Origin of the sequence: Helicobacter pylori, assembly GCF_003636935.1 — a bacterium.
GTDB lineage: Bacteria > Campylobacterota > Campylobacteria > Campylobacterales > Helicobacteraceae > Helicobacter > Helicobacter pylori_CH.
In genome coordinates this window covers 279,752-295,663 of sequence record NZ_MVVH01000001.1, presented here as the reverse complement: position 1 = coordinate 295,663, position 15,912 = coordinate 279,752, and the positions used below count along the sequence as shown (strand labels likewise).

General features: G+C 37.5%; 12 protein-coding genes. 7 read left to right on the top strand and 5 right to left on the bottom strand.

Annotation, left to right across the window (positions count from 1 at the left end; translation table 11 throughout):
* The first annotated feature begins 74 nt into the window (after positions 1 to 74).
* From mnmG to hcpA, 4 genes are all read left to right on the top strand, one after another.
* Positions 75 to 1,940 carry a tRNA uridine-5-carboxymethylaminomethyl(34) synthesis enzyme MnmG gene (gene mnmG / locus EAL87_RS01460; RefSeq protein ID WP_120912678.1) on the top strand — a complete coding sequence of 622 codons (1,866 nt, stop codon included), beginning with the start codon at positions 75 to 77 and terminating at the stop codon, positions 1,938 to 1,940.
* Positions 1,941 to 1,950: 10 nt separating this feature from the next.
* Positions 1,951 to 3,117 (top strand): succinyl-diaminopimelate desuccinylase, encoded by a 1,167-nt coding sequence (dapE, locus tag EAL87_RS01455; protein ID WP_120912677.1) that lies wholly within the window; start codon positions 1,951 to 1,953, stop codon positions 3,115 to 3,117.
* Positions 3,114 to 3,305, top strand: a complete 192-nt coding sequence (locus EAL87_RS01450; RefSeq protein WP_120912676.1) for a hypothetical protein — start codon at positions 3,114 to 3,116, stop codon at positions 3,303 to 3,305. The genes dapE and EAL87_RS01450 overlap by 4 nt, the downstream gene beginning before the upstream one ends.
* A 289-nt stretch (positions 3,306 to 3,594) precedes the next feature.
* The gene (gene hcpA, locus EAL87_RS01445) at positions 3,595 to 4,347 is read left to right on the top strand and encodes a Sel1-like repeat protein HcpA (protein WP_120912675.1); all 753 of its coding nucleotides are present in this window, start codon (positions 3,595 to 3,597) and stop codon (positions 4,345 to 4,347) included.
* Positions 4,348 to 4,540: 193 nt separating this feature from the next.
* Here the strand turns inward: hcpA and htpG are convergent, their stop codons facing one another.
* Positions 4,541 to 6,406, bottom strand: a complete 1,866-nt coding sequence (gene htpG, locus EAL87_RS01440; protein WP_120912674.1) for a molecular chaperone HtpG — start codon at positions 6,404 to 6,406, stop codon at positions 4,541 to 4,543.
* A 102-nt stretch (positions 6,407 to 6,508) separates the two neighbouring features.
* A complete protein-coding gene (hofA, locus tag EAL87_RS01435) occupies positions 6,509 to 7,861 on the bottom strand; it encodes an outer membrane beta-barrel protein HofA (protein WP_120912695.1) in 1,353 nt (450 codons plus the stop codon).
* 149 nt (positions 7,862 to 8,010) lie between these two features.
* On the opposite strand from hofA, the gene EAL87_RS01430 reads away from it, so the two are divergent.
* Entirely contained in the window at positions 8,011 to 9,273 is a 1,263-nt protein-coding gene (locus tag EAL87_RS01430) for a glycosyltransferase family 8 protein (protein WP_120912673.1), read from the top strand.
* A 14-nt stretch (positions 9,274 to 9,287) separates the two neighbouring features.
* On the opposite strand, the gene EAL87_RS01425 is transcribed toward EAL87_RS01430, so the two are convergent.
* Positions 9,288 to 10,502: an Mrp/NBP35 family ATP-binding protein gene (locus tag EAL87_RS01425; RefSeq protein WP_120912672.1), complete on the bottom strand. Its 1,215-nt coding sequence runs from the start codon at positions 10,500 to 10,502 to the stop codon at positions 9,288 to 9,290.
* On the opposite strand from EAL87_RS01425, the gene EAL87_RS01420 reads away from it, so the two are divergent.
* Together EAL87_RS01420 and EAL87_RS01415 are read left to right on the top strand one after the other, a co-directional pair.
* Complete coding sequence (locus EAL87_RS01420; protein WP_120912671.1) at positions 10,491 to 13,703, top strand: OLD family protein; 3,213 nt, start codon at positions 10,491 to 10,493, stop codon at positions 13,701 to 13,703. The two genes, EAL87_RS01425 and EAL87_RS01420, sit on opposite strands and share 12 nt — an antisense overlap.
* A 10-nt stretch (positions 13,704 to 13,713) precedes the next feature.
* Positions 13,714 to 14,097, top strand: a complete 384-nt coding sequence (locus tag EAL87_RS01415; protein WP_000473883.1) for a hypothetical protein — start codon at positions 13,714 to 13,716, stop codon at positions 14,095 to 14,097.
* A 486-nt stretch (positions 14,098 to 14,583) separates the two neighbouring features.
* On the opposite strand, the gene EAL87_RS01410 is transcribed toward EAL87_RS01415, so the two are convergent.
* Complete coding sequence (locus tag EAL87_RS01410) at positions 14,584 to 14,886, bottom strand: hypothetical protein (RefSeq protein ID WP_120912670.1); 303 nt, start codon at positions 14,884 to 14,886, stop codon at positions 14,584 to 14,586.
* Positions 14,887 to 14,905: 19 nt separating this feature from the next.
* Positions 14,906 to 15,898 carry a ketoacyl-ACP synthase III gene (locus tag EAL87_RS01405; protein WP_120912669.1) on the bottom strand — a complete coding sequence of 331 codons (993 nt, stop codon included), beginning with the start codon at positions 15,896 to 15,898 and terminating at the stop codon, positions 14,906 to 14,908.
* Positions 15,899 to 15,912 lie beyond the last annotated feature (14 nt).

The window sequence follows — 15,912 nt, the reverse complement described above, 5'->3', positions numbered from 1 at the left end:
ACTAACCTACATGCTACAATAAAACTTTTTCAAAACTAAGATTTTAGAAAAATCATATCAAAACAGGAAAAAGAGTGGTAAAAGAAAGTGATATTTTAGTGGTTGGTGGGGGGCATGCAGGCATTGAAGCGAGCTTGATTGCGGCTAAAATGGGGGCTAGAGTGCATTTAATCACCATGCTCATAGACACGATCGGTTTAGCGAGCTGTAATCCGGCCATTGGGGGCTTGGGTAAAGGGCATTTGACTAAAGAAGTGGATGTTTTAGGGGGGGCTATGGGGATGATTACGGATCATAGCGGTTTGCAATATCGTGTGTTAAACGCTTCTAAAGGGCCGGCGGTTAGGGGGACTAGAGCGCAAATTGATATGGACACTTACCGCATTTTGGCAAGAAATCTTGTTTTAAACACCCCTAATTTGAGCGTCTCTCAAGAAATGACCGAAAGTTTAATCATTAAAAATGATGAGGTAGTGGGCGTAACCACGAACATTAACAACACTTATAAAGCTAAAAAAGTGATCATCACCACAGGCACTTTTTTAAAAGGGGTGGTGCATATTGGCGAGCATCAAAACCAAAACGGGCGCTTTGGGGAAAACGCCTCTAATTCTTTAGCCTTGAATTTAAGGGAGCTTGGCTTTAAGGTGGAGAGGTTAAAAACCGGCACTTGCCCAAGAGTGGCAGGCAATAGCATTAACTTTGAAGGTTTAGAAGAGCATTTTGGGGACACAAACCCTCCCTATTTCAGTTATAAAACCAAAGATTTTAACCCCACCCAACTCTCTTGCTTCATCACCTACACTAACCCCATTACCCACCAAATCATTAGGGATAATTTCCACCGAGCCCCCCTTTTTAGCGGCCAAATTGAAGGCATAGGCCCCAGGTATTGCCCTAGCATTGAAGATAAAATCAACCGCTTTAGCGAGAAAGAACGCCACCAGCTGTTTTTAGAGCCTCAAACCATTCATAAAAGCGAATATTATATCAACGGCTTAAGCACCTCTTTACCCCTAGACGTGCAAGAAAAGGTCATTCATTCTATCAAAGGCTTAGAAAACGCCCTCATCACGCGCTATGGCTATGCGATAGAGTATGATTTTATCCAGCCCACAGAATTAACCCACACTTTAGAAACCAAAAAAATCAAAGGGCTTTATTTGGCCGGGCAAATCAATGGGACTACCGGCTATGAAGAAGCGGCGGCTCAAGGGCTTATGGCTGGGATTAATGCGGTATTAGCTCTAAAGAATCAAGCCCCCTTTATTTTAAAGCGCAATGAAGCCTATATCGGCGTTTTGATTGATGATTTAATCACTAAAGGCACGAATGAGCCTTACAGAATGTTTACTAGCCGGGCCGAATACCGCTTGCTTTTAAGAGAAGACAACACGCTTTTTAGATTGGGCGAGCATGCCTATCGTTTAGGGCTTATGGAAGAAGATTTTTATAAGGAATTAAAAAAAGACCAGCAAGCAATACAAGAAAACTTGAAACGCCTTAAAGAATGCGTCCTTACCCCTAGCAAAGAAGTGTTAAAACGCTTGAGTGAATTAGACGAAAACCCTATCAACGACAAGGTTGATGGCGTTAGTTTGTTAGCACGCGATAGTTTTAATGCAGAAAAAATGCGCTCCTTTTTCAGCTTTTTAGCCCCCTTGAACGAGCGGGTTTTAGAGCAGATTAAAATTGAATGCAAATATAATATTTATATTGAAAAGCAACACGAAAATATCGCTAAAATGGATAGCATGCTCAAGGTTTCTATCCCTAAAGATTTTGTGTTTAAAGGCATTCCAGGCCTTAGCTTAGAAGCGGTAGAAAAGTTAGAAAAATTCCGCCCCAAAAGCCTTTTTGAAGCCTCAGAAATCAGCGGGATCACCCCGGCGAATTTAGATGTTTTGCATTTATACATTCATTTGAGAAAAAACTCTTAAAGGATTTTTAATGAACGCTTTAGAAATCACTCAAAAGCTCATCAGCTACCCTACCATTACACCCAAAGAATGCGGTATTTTTGAATACATTAAATCGCTTTTTCCCACTTTTAAAACTCTAGAATGTGGAGAAAATGGCGTGAAAAACCTTTTTTTGTACCGCATTTTTAACCCCCAAAAAGAGCATGCAAAAGAAAAGCATGCAAAAGAAAAGCATACAAAAGAAAATGTTAAGCCCTTGCATTTTTGCTTTGCAGGGCATATTGATGTCGTGCCTCCTGGAGATAATTGGCAAAGCGATCCCTTTAAACCCATTATTAAAGAGGGGTTTTTATACGGCCGTGGGGCGCAAGACATGAAAGGAGGCGTGGGGGCGTTTTTGAGCGCGAGTTTACATTTTAGCCCTAAAACCCCTTTTTTGCTTTCTATGTTACTCACAAGCGATGAAGAAGGGCCAGGGATTTTTGGCACTAAACTCATGTTGGAAAAACTCAAAGAAAAAGATTTGCTGCCCCATATGGCGGTTGTGGCTGAACCCACTTGCGAAAAAGTCCTAGGCGATAGCATCAAAATTGGCCGAAGAGGCTCTATTAATGGCAAACTCATTTTAAAAGGCATTCAAGGGCATGTGGCTTACCCGCAAAAATGCCAAAACCCCATTGACGCGCTCGCTTCTGTTTTGCCTTCAATTTCAGGAGTCCATTTAGACGATGGCGATGAGCATTTTGACCCTTCAAAATTGGTTATCACTAACTTGCATGCAGGGTTAGGGGCTAATAATGTGACACCGGCAAGCGTAGAAATCATTTTTAATGCGCGCCATTCTTTAAAAACCACCAAAGAAAGTTTGAAAGAATATTTAGAAAAAGTTTTAAAAGATTTGCCTCACACTTTAGAATTAGAATCAAGCAGTTCGCCTTTCATCACGGCTTCCCATTCAAAGCTTACCAGCGTTTTAAAAGAAAATATTTTAAAAACATGCCGCACCACCCCCCTTTTAAACACCAAAGGCGGCACGAGCGATGCGCGGTTTTTTAGCGCTCACGGCATAGAAGTGGTGGAATTTGGCGCCATTAATGACAGGATCCATGCCATTGATGAAAGGGTGAGCTTGAAAGAATTAGAGCTTTTAGAAAAAGTGTTTTTGGGGGTTTTAGAGAATTTAAGCGAGAAATGAATGGGGAGTTTTGGCGTAAGGGTTTTTCTTTTAATACCAACGCCTTTTTCGCTGGCAAAAACCACCAAACCAACTCAAACTTTAGCGTGTTAGTGTCCATTGATTGTAGCCTTTATGAGAGTGGGGTCATGCTTGACAAAGTAACCAAAGCTTGCTACAGTTTTATAGCCCTTTTTTGTGATTTTTAATAAAGATTAATGCTCCTTTTCGGTTTTTAGTTAAATTTCTTAAGGGCTTTTACCAAAGCTACTCTTAAAAGGGTGGCGGTTCAATCAATTTTTTAAAACAAAATCTTTTAATACAGCCCCACCCTTGCTAATATCCCTTTTAATATAGCAATCCAACTCAAGCAACACGCAGTTAAAAGAAAAATAATTTTTTTATTCATCTCATCAATAAAGGTTCAATAAGGCTTTAGTTATCAATATTTGATTAGAATTAGAGTATTATATTTTTTTTAATAAAAGGAGGTATTTCATGCTAGGAAGCGTTCAAAAAACCCTTTTTGGGGTCTTGTGTTTGGGCGCGTTGTGTTTAAGAGGGTTAATGGCAGAGCCAGACGCTAAAGAGCTTGTTAATTTAGGTATAGAGAGCGCAAAGAAGCAAGATTTCGCTCAAGCTAAAGCGCATTTTGAAAAAGCTTGTGAGTTAAAAAATGGCTTTGGGTGTGTTTTTTTAGGGGCGTTCTATGAAGAAGGGAAAGGAGTGGGAAAAGACTTGAAAAAAGCCATCCAATTTTACACTAAAGGTTGTGAATTAAATGATGGTTATGGGTGCCGCCTGCTAGGCAATTTATACTATAACGGACAAGGTGTGTCTAAAGACGCTAAAAAAGCCTCACAATACTACTCTAAAGCTTGCGACTTAAACCATGCTGAAGGGTGTATGGTATTAGGAAGCTTACACCATTATGGCGTAGGCACGCCTAAGGATTTAAGAAAGGCTCTTGATTTGTATGAAAAAGCTTGCGATTTAAAAGACAGCCCAGGGTGTATTAATGCAGGGTATATGTATAGTGTAACAAAGAATTTTAAGGAGGCCATCGTTCGTTATTCCAATGCATGCGAGTTGAATGACGGTAGAGGGTGTTATAATTTAGGGGTTATGCAATACAACGCTCAAGGCACAGCAAAGGACGAAAAGCAAGCGGTAGAAAACTTTAAAAAAGGTTGCAAATCAGGCGTTAAAGAAGCATGCGACGCTCTCAAGGAATTAAAAATAGAACTTTAGTTTTAATGAGATTAAGCTAAACGCCGTGTTTAGCTGGCTTTTACGCTTTTTAATGTTTTAATGGAAGCATAGACCCTACGAACTAATCTTTTAATCATAATAAAGCTTTTATCGCACCCATTCATTGCCGTTTTTAGATTAATGCTTGAAGGGTTTAAAGCAAGTTTATTTAAACCCTTAAAAGGATACCTCCTTACAACGCTTTCAACAGCACGCTATTTAGGCGTTCGTTAAAACTTTTAGCGTCTTTTAAGGCCCCTTTTTCTAAAAGCTTCGCCCCATCATAAAGCAACCAGATAAAAGCGCTCAACTGCTCTTTGTCTTCGCATTTTAAGAGTTTTTGTAAAATCGCATGGTTAGGGTTTAACTCTAAAGTTTTCTTGCTTTCAGGCACGCTTTGGCCCATTTGGCGCATCCAATTAGCCATCATCGCATTTTGTTCATCGCCTATTAAAGCCACCGCTGAAGTGAGATGAGTAGAAAGCTCTACGCCTTTAATCTCATCTTTAAGATTTTCTTCAAACGCTTTCATTAAATCTTTAAACTGATCTTTTACCTCATCATGGATTTCTTCCAAACCAAGCTCTTTCAAACTCTCGCTATGGCTAGCGTCTCTAAAGGGCGTTTTATCGTATTCATTCACGCCTGGCATCACAAACGCATCAATTTCATCGCTCAATAATAAAACATCATAGCCTTTTTGAGCGTATTTTTCCAAAAGCGGAGACGCCTTTAATAAGTCTAAATTTTCGCCTAAAAGGTAGTAAATGCTTTTTTGATTTTCTTTTAAATTTTCTTTGTATTCTTTTAAAGAAATCAATTCTCCTTTGTCTTTAGAATAGAATCTCAATAATTCTAAAAGTTTTTCTTTGTTTTCAAAATCCCCATACAAGCCTTCTTTTAACACTTTCCCAAAAGGCTCATAGAATTTATGGTAATTCTCCTTATCCTTACTCAAGCGCTCAATCTCGCCTAAAATTTTTTTCACTGAAGCCGAACGGATATTGGCTAAAATCTTATTCTGCTGTAAGATTTCACGGCTCACATTCAAGGGCAAATCTTCGCTGTCAATCACGCCCTTAATAAACCTCAAATAAGACGGCAACAATTCTTTGTCATCATCAGTGATAAACACCCGTTTCACATAAAGTTTGACCCCGCTTTTATAATCCACCCTGAACAAATCAAAGGGTGCTTTGCTAGGGATGTAAAAAAGCGTTGTGTATTCTAAAGAGCCTTCCACTTTATTATGGATATAGCTCAAAGGCTCGCTGTTGTCATGCGCAAACGATTGGTAAAAGTCTTTGTAATCCTTTTCTTTCAATTCGCTCTTATTCATTTTCCATAAAGCGCTCGCTTGATTGATTTGCTCGCATTTTTCTTCTTTAACTTCTTTTTTATTATCCCCTTCGCCCTCAAATTTTGTATCGGTGTAAGTTAAAAAAATAGGGAAAGGGATATGCTCAGAATACTTTTTAACAACGCCATCAATCTCCCAACGGCTCGCAAAATGAGAATCCTCCTCTTTTAAAAAGAGGGTGATTTCTGTGCCTTGCTCCTCTTTGACGCACTCGCTGATTTCAAACTTGCCCTTACCATCGCTCACCCATGCATACGCTTGCTCGCTGGTTACTTTTTTGGTTTGAACGACAATTTTACTCGCTACCATGAATGCCGAATAAAAGCCCACGCCAAACTGGCCAATTAAAGCGCTATCTTTTTTCTTATCCCCACTCAAAGCGCTCAAAAAGCTCTTCGTGCCTGATTTAGCGATCGTGCCTAGATGCTCAATGAGATCGCTTTTATCCATGCCTATACCATTATCTTTAATCGTTAAGGTTTTTTTCTGGCTATCAAAACTCAAATAAATGCTAGGCGTGGTATTGAGCCCTTTTAATTTCTCATCGGTTAGCATCAAATAATTCAGCTTATCCAAAGCGTCGCTCGCGTTAGAAATCAACTCTCTTAAAAAAATCTCTTTATTAGAATACAAAGAGTGGATCATCAAATCCAAAAGCTGGTTGATTTCAGTTTGAAAGATGTATTCTTGGTTAGACATTGAACTTTTCCTTTAATAAAATTTTTAAGATTATACAATAAAAGCGCGCTTAAAAGGGGGATACTATGGCTTAAAAAATAACATGAAAGGATGTTTAATTCCTTAAAAACGATAACTCATAGAGCTCATCAAATAGCTTCTATTTTGAATGGTTTGAGCGAAATCAGGGTTGTAACCGCTTGTAAAAAACCCTACCTTATAACCCTTATGCATCGTGATTTGATAGCCATTAACCATTAGCATGAAATAGATATGTTTTTTAAGGTCATATTTAAAAGTAACCCCTAAGCTTTGCGAATCAGCCCTTGGGGAATAGGTCAATTTCCCATACAATTGCACCAAAAGATTTTTAATGCTCTTCCCTACAAAAGCGTTAATCGTTATGGAATTAGCGTTGTAAAAATTGGAATAAGCGTCTTCATAAGGGGTGTCGTCTTTAGTGTCATAAAAAGGATCCACTGGCGATCCGTTCCAGCCTAATTGAGCGCTCCCGTTCCCAAAATTCTTATACACACTCCAGCCAAAACGATAAGATCGGAAATTGATCCTTTGAAACACAAACAAACTCGCGCTTTTTTTACCCACTAAAGCGGCCCTGTAATAATCTTTAGACAAATAATCGCTATAAAGGGGAAACCATGCGTAAAAAGTCGTTTGGATGCGCCAATCAGATTTCCAGTAAGACTTTGTGTCATGGGTGATTTCAAATCCAGGAGCGTTAAAATTCTTAGGGTAAAACCAAATAAAAGGCGCAACTCTAATGTATTTATTTTCGTAAATGAGGTTTAAATTGTGCATGCCGTAGTTGATTTTTTGCTTGTAATTGACAGGAGCGTAAAAATCTCTAATGGATTGCTCATTAGCTAAAGCCCTTCCAAAGGTGCTAAACCACTCTATCCTAAACTTTTTCCACCGGTAAAAAATCTCAAACCCTTGGTTAAACCCGCTCAAAAACAAAGCTTTAGAGGGGTAACGCCCTAATTTAATCCCAAAAATATCCTTATATTGATAGTCTAAATACAAATTGTATAACACATAAGGCCTGGCGTTTTGAGCCTTTTGCTCTCTGGTCCATTTTTCGCTATATTGCATCAAATAGCCCTCCCATCGCCCCATGTAATACCAGTTCGCTGGCTGAAACCCTGCCTTAGGGTTGGCTTCATCAATCAAAAACTTCGTGGAATCATACGCTAACGCTCCTATTTCGCCCCCCACCCCAAAACCCAGTTTGTGGTTTTCAATCCCTTTAGGGAGCAAACTGGAATCAATTTGTAAGGCCCCGGTAGTGGTTACATAACTCCCCGTAGGATAAATCCCTTTTTTGGAGTTGATGACTGACTGGTTGAAAGCGATGCGCGAAAACGATCCCACTCTCGCGCTCACTTGATACTCAAAAGCGCTGAGGAAAACCCCATGCAAAGCTAAAAACCCTAGCCAAATTTTTTGATTAAGCACCCTTTTATCAAACACCTTTTTTATTGAAGTCTGATATTATGCCATAAAACAAACTCGCCATTTTGGTTTTGAAAAAAAAAAAAAAAACGATAAAATGACAAAAATCCCCCTTTTTTAGCGGGTTTAATTTAAAGATTTAAGGACTATGCATGCAAGAGATTATCCCTATTGTGGTGGCTTTTGATAACAATTATTGTGTCCCTGCTGGCGTGAGCTTGTATTCCATGCTAGCGAACGCTAAACGAGAGAGAGAGAGAGAGAGAGTAAAACTCTTTTATAAAATCCATTGTTTGGTGGAGGATTTAAGCCTAGAAAATATAGCCAAATTAGAAGAAACGATCGCTCCTTTTAGCGCTTTTTCCAGCATAGAGTTTTTGGATATTTCTAATAATAACGCACCCAAAGAAAACCAAGAAATAAAAAAGAACCAAGCCGTTAAAAGCGATCATTATCAAAACATTGATCCAATAATAGCCAATAAGATTGAAGAGTTATTCACAAAGCTCAGCGATTTTTCGCAAAAACGCTTTTCTAAAATGATCATGTGCCGTTTCTTTTTCGCTTCCCTTTTCCCCCAATACGATAAGATGATCATGTTTGATGTGGACACTTTGTTTGTGAATGATATGAGCGAGAGCTTTTTTATCCCCCTTGAAACGCATTATTTTGGGGCTGTGAGGGAAAAAGATTTGATCGCTATGGACAGGAATTCGGCTAAGGATTTATACGAATTACGCCAAATGCACGCAAAATCTATCGGCGTTGCTGACGCTTTCCCTGATTTAGAAGAAGCTCAAATCCTTTTTGACAACTACTTTAACGCCGGGTTTTTAGCCTTAAATTTAAAATCATGGCGTGAAGAAAATCTGGAAAACCAATTGGTTGGATTTTTCCTTTTGAAAAATGAAAAACTTTTATTTAACGATCAAGATGCTTTGTGTTTTGTGTGCCGTGGTAGGATTTTAGAACTGCCTTACTCCTACAACGCCCACCCCAGTTTCCTTGATACGCCCTCATTCCCTAGCATCAAAGAAGCACGCATGCTGCATTTTTGGGGCGATAAACCCTGGAAACTCTTAAGCGTCATGGGCGCGAAAAAATGGCATGAAGTTTTGATTCAAACGCCTTTTAAAGACGCCTATTTTAACGCTCTCTTTTTAGATCGCCTCTTTGAATCCCTTCAAAACAGGGATAAGGAAATTAAAAGAAGAGATGAAAGGATTATTGAAGAAGTCCAAGCGGTTCAAGCAAGAGATAAAGAAATCCACGCTCTTAAAAAAATCCTGTCTTTTTCAGACAGACGGCATTCTTTTGAATTTCTTCTGCCTAGGCTTTCTTCTAAACTCCTTATAGAATTTTTGCTTTTTAAAGTCAAACAAAAAGTGAAACGATTGATTAAAAGGGTTTTTTAAAACCCTTTTAAAAACTAATGCGAGCAAGCATGCGTTTGTGTGGGCTGGATGTCCTTATTATCGGCTAATTTTTCCCTTTCCACTTTGTCTAAAAAAGTGCTTAAATCCTTTGCCATTTTTTCAAAAATCTTAGCGCTCACGCTATTAGGGTGAGAAATCACAATCGGTTCGCCCCTATCCCCCCCTAAACGCACTTTAGGCTCTAAAGGGAGCTTGGCTAAAATCTGCGTGTGATAAGCCTCTAATAATCCATTCATGGAATTTGAGCCAAAAATCTCACTCTCTTTCTTGCAATGCTCGCACACAAAACTCCCCATATTTTCTACAATCCCTGCAATAGGAATGTGTAATTTCTTAAACATGTCCAAACTCCGTTTAGCGTCATCTAAACTCACTATTTGAGGCGTGGTAACGGTGATTCCTGCACTCAAAGGCACAGCTTGGGCTAGCGTAAGCTGCGCATCGCCTGTTCCTGGGGGCATATCCACCACCAGCACATCTAAATCCCCCCAAATAATATCGCTTAGCATCTGCTCAATCGCTCGCATGAGCATGGGTCCTCTCCAAATGAGACTCTGCCCCTCATCATACAAAAGCCCCATACTCATCACAGAAACGCCAAAAGCCTTTAAAGGAATGAGTTTTTTACCGCTAGGATCCATGATCACATCAGCGTTTTGCAAGCCCATCATTCTAGGGATATTAGGGCCATACACATCAGCGTCCAACAATCCCACTTTTTGGTTTAAATTCGCTAAAGCGATGCTTAAATTCACGCTGGTGGTGCTTTTACCCACACCGCCCTTGCCTGAGCTTATCATGACCACATGCTTGATGTTTTTAGCCAGATTTTTAGTGGCGGGCTTTGGGGCTTGCGGTTTAGGCGGGGTTTTAATATCCAAATTTAAAGCTTTTACGCCCTTTTCTTGCATCGCTTTGGAGATATTTTCCCTTAAAACTTCGCTCGTTTCTTCAGAGCTTGAGGGGATTTCTATTAAAAGCCCTAATTGATCGTCATGCAAGGTGATATTTTTAACAAAACCAAAGCTGACAATATCCTTTTCAAAATTAGGGTAGATGATCGTTTTTAACGCGTTTAAAACATCTTCTTGGGTGAGCATTTTAATCCTTAAAATGATAGTATTTGAATTTTCTTTATAGCATGTTTTGTTTAATTTTGCATTATAAATTAAATTTGCGTTTTTAAAGGATAGGGCATGGAATTTAATAAGCGTGTTTTGAAATTACACCATTTTAGGAATTTGGGCAGAAAATTGCCTACGAAGTTGCTTTTAAATTCAAGTTTTGAAAAACATGGGGGGTTGGTGATCTTAGTGGGGGAAAACAATGTTGGCAAAAGCAATGTTTTAGAAGCTTTGAAAATCTTTAATGATGCGGATATTAAACTTTGTAGTGAAGAAGATTATTTCAAAAACCATGAAAAAGATTCCCTTTTAAGCTTAGAAGAAGAAACAATCCTTGATCACAAAATCACAGGTTTTTCTTGCGTGGATTTAAAAATTCAATCTAAGGAAGTTAATAAAGGATTAAAAGAATTATCAAAAACGCTGATCAGCTACCCTTTTGAAAAACATGTAGAAGCTTTAGGGGAACAATGTAGCAACAGCGTTTCTATTCCCATTAACAATGACGACTATTCAAATATTTGCACTCTTGTGAGTGATTTTATAAATCTTATCATCTCTTACAACACATTAAAATCATTTTTAGATTTTTACAAAGAAAAATTAAAATTGAGCGAGCTTGTAACTGAATATGCCAACGCAACCAACAATCTGTTTTTCAAAGAATTAATCAAATATGTAAGCGGTAATAGCGAAGGGATTAAAACTTTTTATCAGTGCATCAAAGAAATCAAAAAGTGCAATACGCCTAATAAAAAATACAACACAGATGAATTTTTTATCATGGGGAAACACAAACAAAACCAATTAGAAAAAATTTATTCTCATTTTAAAAAACTTAGTGAAAAAGAAATCAAACCAAAAGATGTGGAATATATCTTAAAAAAGCTAGAGGAATTAGATAAAATTTTTAAGACTACTGACTTTAATGAAAAATTTGCATCAAAGATTGAAGTTTTACAAAATGTGCAATCTCAAAAGAGATTATCAGAGTTTGTCAAAGAGATGATTGAAAAAATAGATGAAAAATACCCTATCAATGAAAATTTTAAACAGCAATTTAGAACATTCCAGTTAAATATAGGCAACCTTAAAAAGAAAATTAAAAATTCTTTAAAATACCTTGAAAAAACAAGAGAGGATTTTGAGCGAAAAAAAGAATCGCTGATCCGAGAAATTGAAAATGACTGCAAAAATCAAAAAACGCTAGAGTTTAATGATGATGTTTTGCTGGATAATATCCAACAAATATGCAAAAAATATATAGCAAGTCATGCCGTTAATGATGCGTCTAAAGATATTAAACCCATGATGTGTCAGTTTTATTTGAAAAAGATAGACTTATTAGTCAATTCAGAAATCGAACAATACAGATACAGTGATTTTCTTGAATCAGCAAGAAAATTTCTGTGGGAAGACATAAAAACTTTAGATGAAAAGAGTGGCGTTCATTTGTTCCCTAAAAATATTGGTGAAATCAAAGAAAAATTTGAGAACAACAAGGAAAAATTCAAACAAAGCAAAAATTATTTTGAGTTCGCAGAGCATTGCCGAGAGTGTAACCCTTATACAGCGTTTCAGGGTTTAAGAAATAAAGTTCAATTCCCTTTAAGCGGTGGTTTATCTTATAAGTCTTACAAACTCGTGCCAACCATGAAAAAATACAAAGAGCCAAAAATCACAGATAACGACTTTAAGGCTGTATTATTTACTTGCATTGATTATTCTTCCCTTTCTGAATTTGACCAATGGGATTGGTTCTTTAGAAATTCATTGTTTAGAAAAACGAGCTTTTATCCTAATGAAATTTGGAATTTTTTTGGGAGAATTTTAAAAGATGGTCAAGCGTTAGAAATAATAATATTTGACAAAAATAATGATTTAGTAATCTATAATTCTGAAAAATCGTTCAATATCCCTAAAAAATACTTGCAAGAAATCGATCAAAAAGAGATCAAACAATCAAAATATCTTTCAACTGAAGTAAAAGGCGAATGCAATAATAATGTATGTCAATTTGAATTTTTTAAAAAAGACACAAGCCATCTTTTATTTAAGGTAAATTTTAAAGAAATATTAGAAAATATTGCAGAAATCTTGGAATACAACATGCAATTAAAAATAGATTCTTCAATCGCAAAAGAATTTAACGAGCTTTTAGCGATCGCTGAAGACGAGCGTCAAGATAGTTACCAATTAAAAATTCATGTCCGACACAATAATGAGCTTTCTGAAGAGAAGGAATACAAGGCATATGAAATAAAACTTGAAATTCATGATTGCAGAAAATCCCACGAGCAAAATAAACCACTCATCTTAAGCCAGCAAAGTACCGGCTTCCAATGGGCGTTTAATTTCATGTTTGGTTTTCTCTACAATGTGGGATCAAATTTTAGTTTTAACCATAATATTATCTATGTCATGGACGAGCCAGCCACTCACTTGAGCGTGCCAGCCAGAAAGGAATTCAGGAAGTTTTTAAAAGAATACGCTCATAAAAATCATGTTAGCTTTGTTTTAGCCACCCATGACCCCTTTTTAGTGGATACGGATCATTTAGATGAAATAAGGATTGTAGAAAAGGAAACAGAAGGCTCTGCGATTAAGAATCGCTTTAACTATCCTCTAAATAATGCAAGCAAAGACTCCGATGCTTTGGATAAAATCAAACGCTCTTTAGGGGTGGGTCAGCATGTTTTCCACAACCCCCAAAAACACCGAATTATTTTTATAGAAGGCATCACGGATTATTGTTATTTGAGCGCTTTTAAATTGTATTTCAATAAGCATGATCCACAATACAAAGACAACCCCTTTTATTTCACTTTCTTACCCATTTCAGGGCTTAAAACCAATCCAAACGAGATGGAAGAAACCATTCAAAAACTTTGCGAATTGGACAACAACCCCATTGTTTTGATAGATGATGACAGAAAAGGCGATTTTGACCAAAACGCAATGAGCGAACGATTTAAAAACGCTAATGAAGAAATGCATGATCCTATCAGAATTTTACAACTCTCAGACTGCGATGAAAAATTCAAACAAATTGAAGATTGTTTCAGCGCAAACGACAGAAAAAAATACGCCAAAAATAAGCAAATGGAGTTGGCCATGGCGTTCAAAGCAAGACTCTTGTATAGCGAGAAAGACGATGCGATAACCAACGAAACAAAAAAGAATTTTCAAAAATTGTTTGAGTGGATAAAAAAAGAGTGCAATAACCCAACGATTAAAAAAGAATATATCAAATTTGATTATAATACCCCACAATATTATAAGTGAAAGGATTTTGATGTTTAAAAAAATGTGTTTGAGCTTGATTGTTATAAGCGGTGTTTGTGTGGGGGCAAAGGATTTGGATTTCAAGCTGGATTATCGCGCGACTGGGGGGAAACTCATGGGGAAAATGACGGATTCTAGTCTTTTAAGCATCACTTCTATGAACGATGAACCGGTGGTGATTAAAAATCTTATTGTCAATAGGGGAAATTCATGCGAAGCGACTAAAAAAGTGGAACCCAAATTGGGCGATAAGTTTAAAAAAGAAAAGCTCTTTGATCATGAGTTAAAGTATTCGCAACAGATATTTTACCGCCTGGATTGCAAGCCTAACCAATTATTAGAAGTTAAAATCATCACGGACAAGGGCGAGTATTACCATAAATTTTCCAAATAAAAATTTGGTTTTTGTTCTAATGGGGTGTTGGTCATAAAATTTAAAAACGCTAAAAACTTTTTTAATATCAAAAAGTTTGCTTAGTAGCGATGACTTCTTAAAAATGGGGTTTTACTATCAAACAAAGCAACCAAAGTCTCATTTTTTAAAAAAATAAACTAAAAAATGTTGATTTATCTATACTAAATAAAACAATTAAGAGTAAGACTATACCGGCTATATAAGGGAAAAATATGAGTATAAAAAACACGCAATAGAAAAAATATTCTATAAATTTATCCCATATTCTACTAAAAACCCATCACTCTCAACATCATCGTCATCAGTATCGCCTTTGAATGCCATTATAGTAGTTCTAATCGCCGTTAATACTAACCTAATAATAACAACAGGTATTAAAATAACTACTAGTCCCTAATCATTATTTGTCTTTTACTTTAAAAATAATTTCTGCTATAAGAAATAAAATCCCTAAAGAAACCCCTTTTACGGAGTCCCTTTTTGGGATTGCTCTAAAGCCATTTGCGCATGCTTGCAATCCTTTTTAAAAGACTTCGTAATAAAATTAACCTTAAGCGTCGAATCAAAGGCTTCATGGCATTTTTTAAGCTTGTGATCGCGCTCTCGCGGGTCTTGCAAGTAATATTTCACTGAATGCACAAAACTGAAATGAAACCCCATAGGAGGGATACGACTCTCTGGAGTGCCTTCGCAAAAATCGCTGCAATAAGTGCTTTGCGACTTTAACCCCCCCAACACCATTAAAAATAAAAAAATTATCTTTTTCATCAATACTCCTTTATCCTTTTTATCCCCCAAAATACACCAACGCTGAACCCCAAGTCAATCCCCCACCAAAAGCGTCTAAAAGCATTAAATCGCCCTTTTTCAAACGCCCCTCTTCATAAGCTTCGCACATGGCCATAGGGATACTGGCTGCTGAAGTGTTGCCGTATTTATGCACGGTTAAAACCACTTGCTTATCTTTAAAATCCAAATGCTCCCGCACGGCTTGAATGATCCTGAAATTAGCTTGATGCGGGATAAACAAACGCACATCTTCAGGTTTGAGAGCGTTTTTTTCTAAGATCATTTCCACATCTTTTAAAAGCGTTTTCACCGCTAGCTTAAACACTTCATTGCCCTTCATACACAAAAAAGGCTCTAAAGCTTCTTCTTTAGCGTTAAAGGGCGTGGGTTTTAGAGTCCTTGGCGTATAAAGATAATTAGAAAAATTCCCATTCGCTGAAATTTGCACGTCTAAAATGCTTTCTTTTAAACGCTTGGTTCTGCCTATCACGCACGCCCCAGCCCCATCGCCAAATAAAATACAAGTCCCCCTGTCTTTAAAATCCAACACGCTGCTCGTTTTTTCTGCCCCCACGATCAGCACGTTTTCATACATCCCGCTCTCAACATAAGCCTTAGCCACCGATAATAAATAAATAAAACCCGTGCAAGCGGCTGAAATATCAAACGCCGGCTTGTTTTCAATGCCTAATTTCGCGCTCAACACGCAAGCGGTTGAAGGCATGGCTAAAAAATCAGGGCTTAAAGTCGCCACAACCACCAAATCAATGTCTTTTGGGGTTAAATGCGCTCTCTCTATGGCTTGTTTAGCCGCTACTACCCCTAAATCGCTGCTTTTTTCTTCATCGTTAGCGAAACGGCGCTCTTTGATACCAGTCCTTTTTTCTATCCATTCATCGCTGGTATCCAAAAATTGCTGAAACTCTGCATTTTTCACACGCTCGCTTGGAACATGCATCGCAATGGATTTAAGAGAGGCGTAAAATTCCATTCAATCCCCTTAAA

Bases quoted from the DNA above. Each gene is read 5' to 3' on its own strand.
- EAL87_RS01420 (WP_120912671.1), top strand. From the start codon at position 10,491: ATGGAATTTAATAAGCGTGTTTTGAAATTACACCATTTTAGGAATTTG.
- EAL87_RS01415 (WP_000473883.1), top strand. From the start codon at position 13,714: ATGTTTAAAAAAATGTGTTTGAGCTTGATTGTTATAAGCGGTGTTTGT.
- htpG (WP_120912674.1), bottom strand. From the start codon at position 6,406: ATGTCTAACCAAGAATACATCTTTCAAACTGAAATCAACCAGCTTTTG.
- EAL87_RS01450 (WP_120912676.1), top strand. From the start codon at position 3,114: ATGAATGGGGAGTTTTGGCGTAAGGGTTTTTCTTTTAATACCAACGCC.
- EAL87_RS01410 (WP_120912670.1), bottom strand. From the start codon at position 14,886: ATGAAAAAGATAATTTTTTTATTTTTAATGGTGTTGGGGGGGTTAAAG.
- dapE (WP_120912677.1), top strand. From the start codon at position 1,951: ATGAACGCTTTAGAAATCACTCAAAAGCTCATCAGCTACCCTACCATT.
- EAL87_RS01430 (WP_120912673.1), top strand. From the start codon at position 8,011: ATGCAAGAGATTATCCCTATTGTGGTGGCTTTTGATAACAATTATTGT.
- hcpA (WP_120912675.1), top strand. From the start codon at position 3,595: ATGCTAGGAAGCGTTCAAAAAACCCTTTTTGGGGTCTTGTGTTTGGGC.
- EAL87_RS01405 (WP_120912669.1), bottom strand. From the start codon at position 15,898: ATGGAATTTTACGCCTCTCTTAAATCCATTGCGATGCATGTTCCAAGC.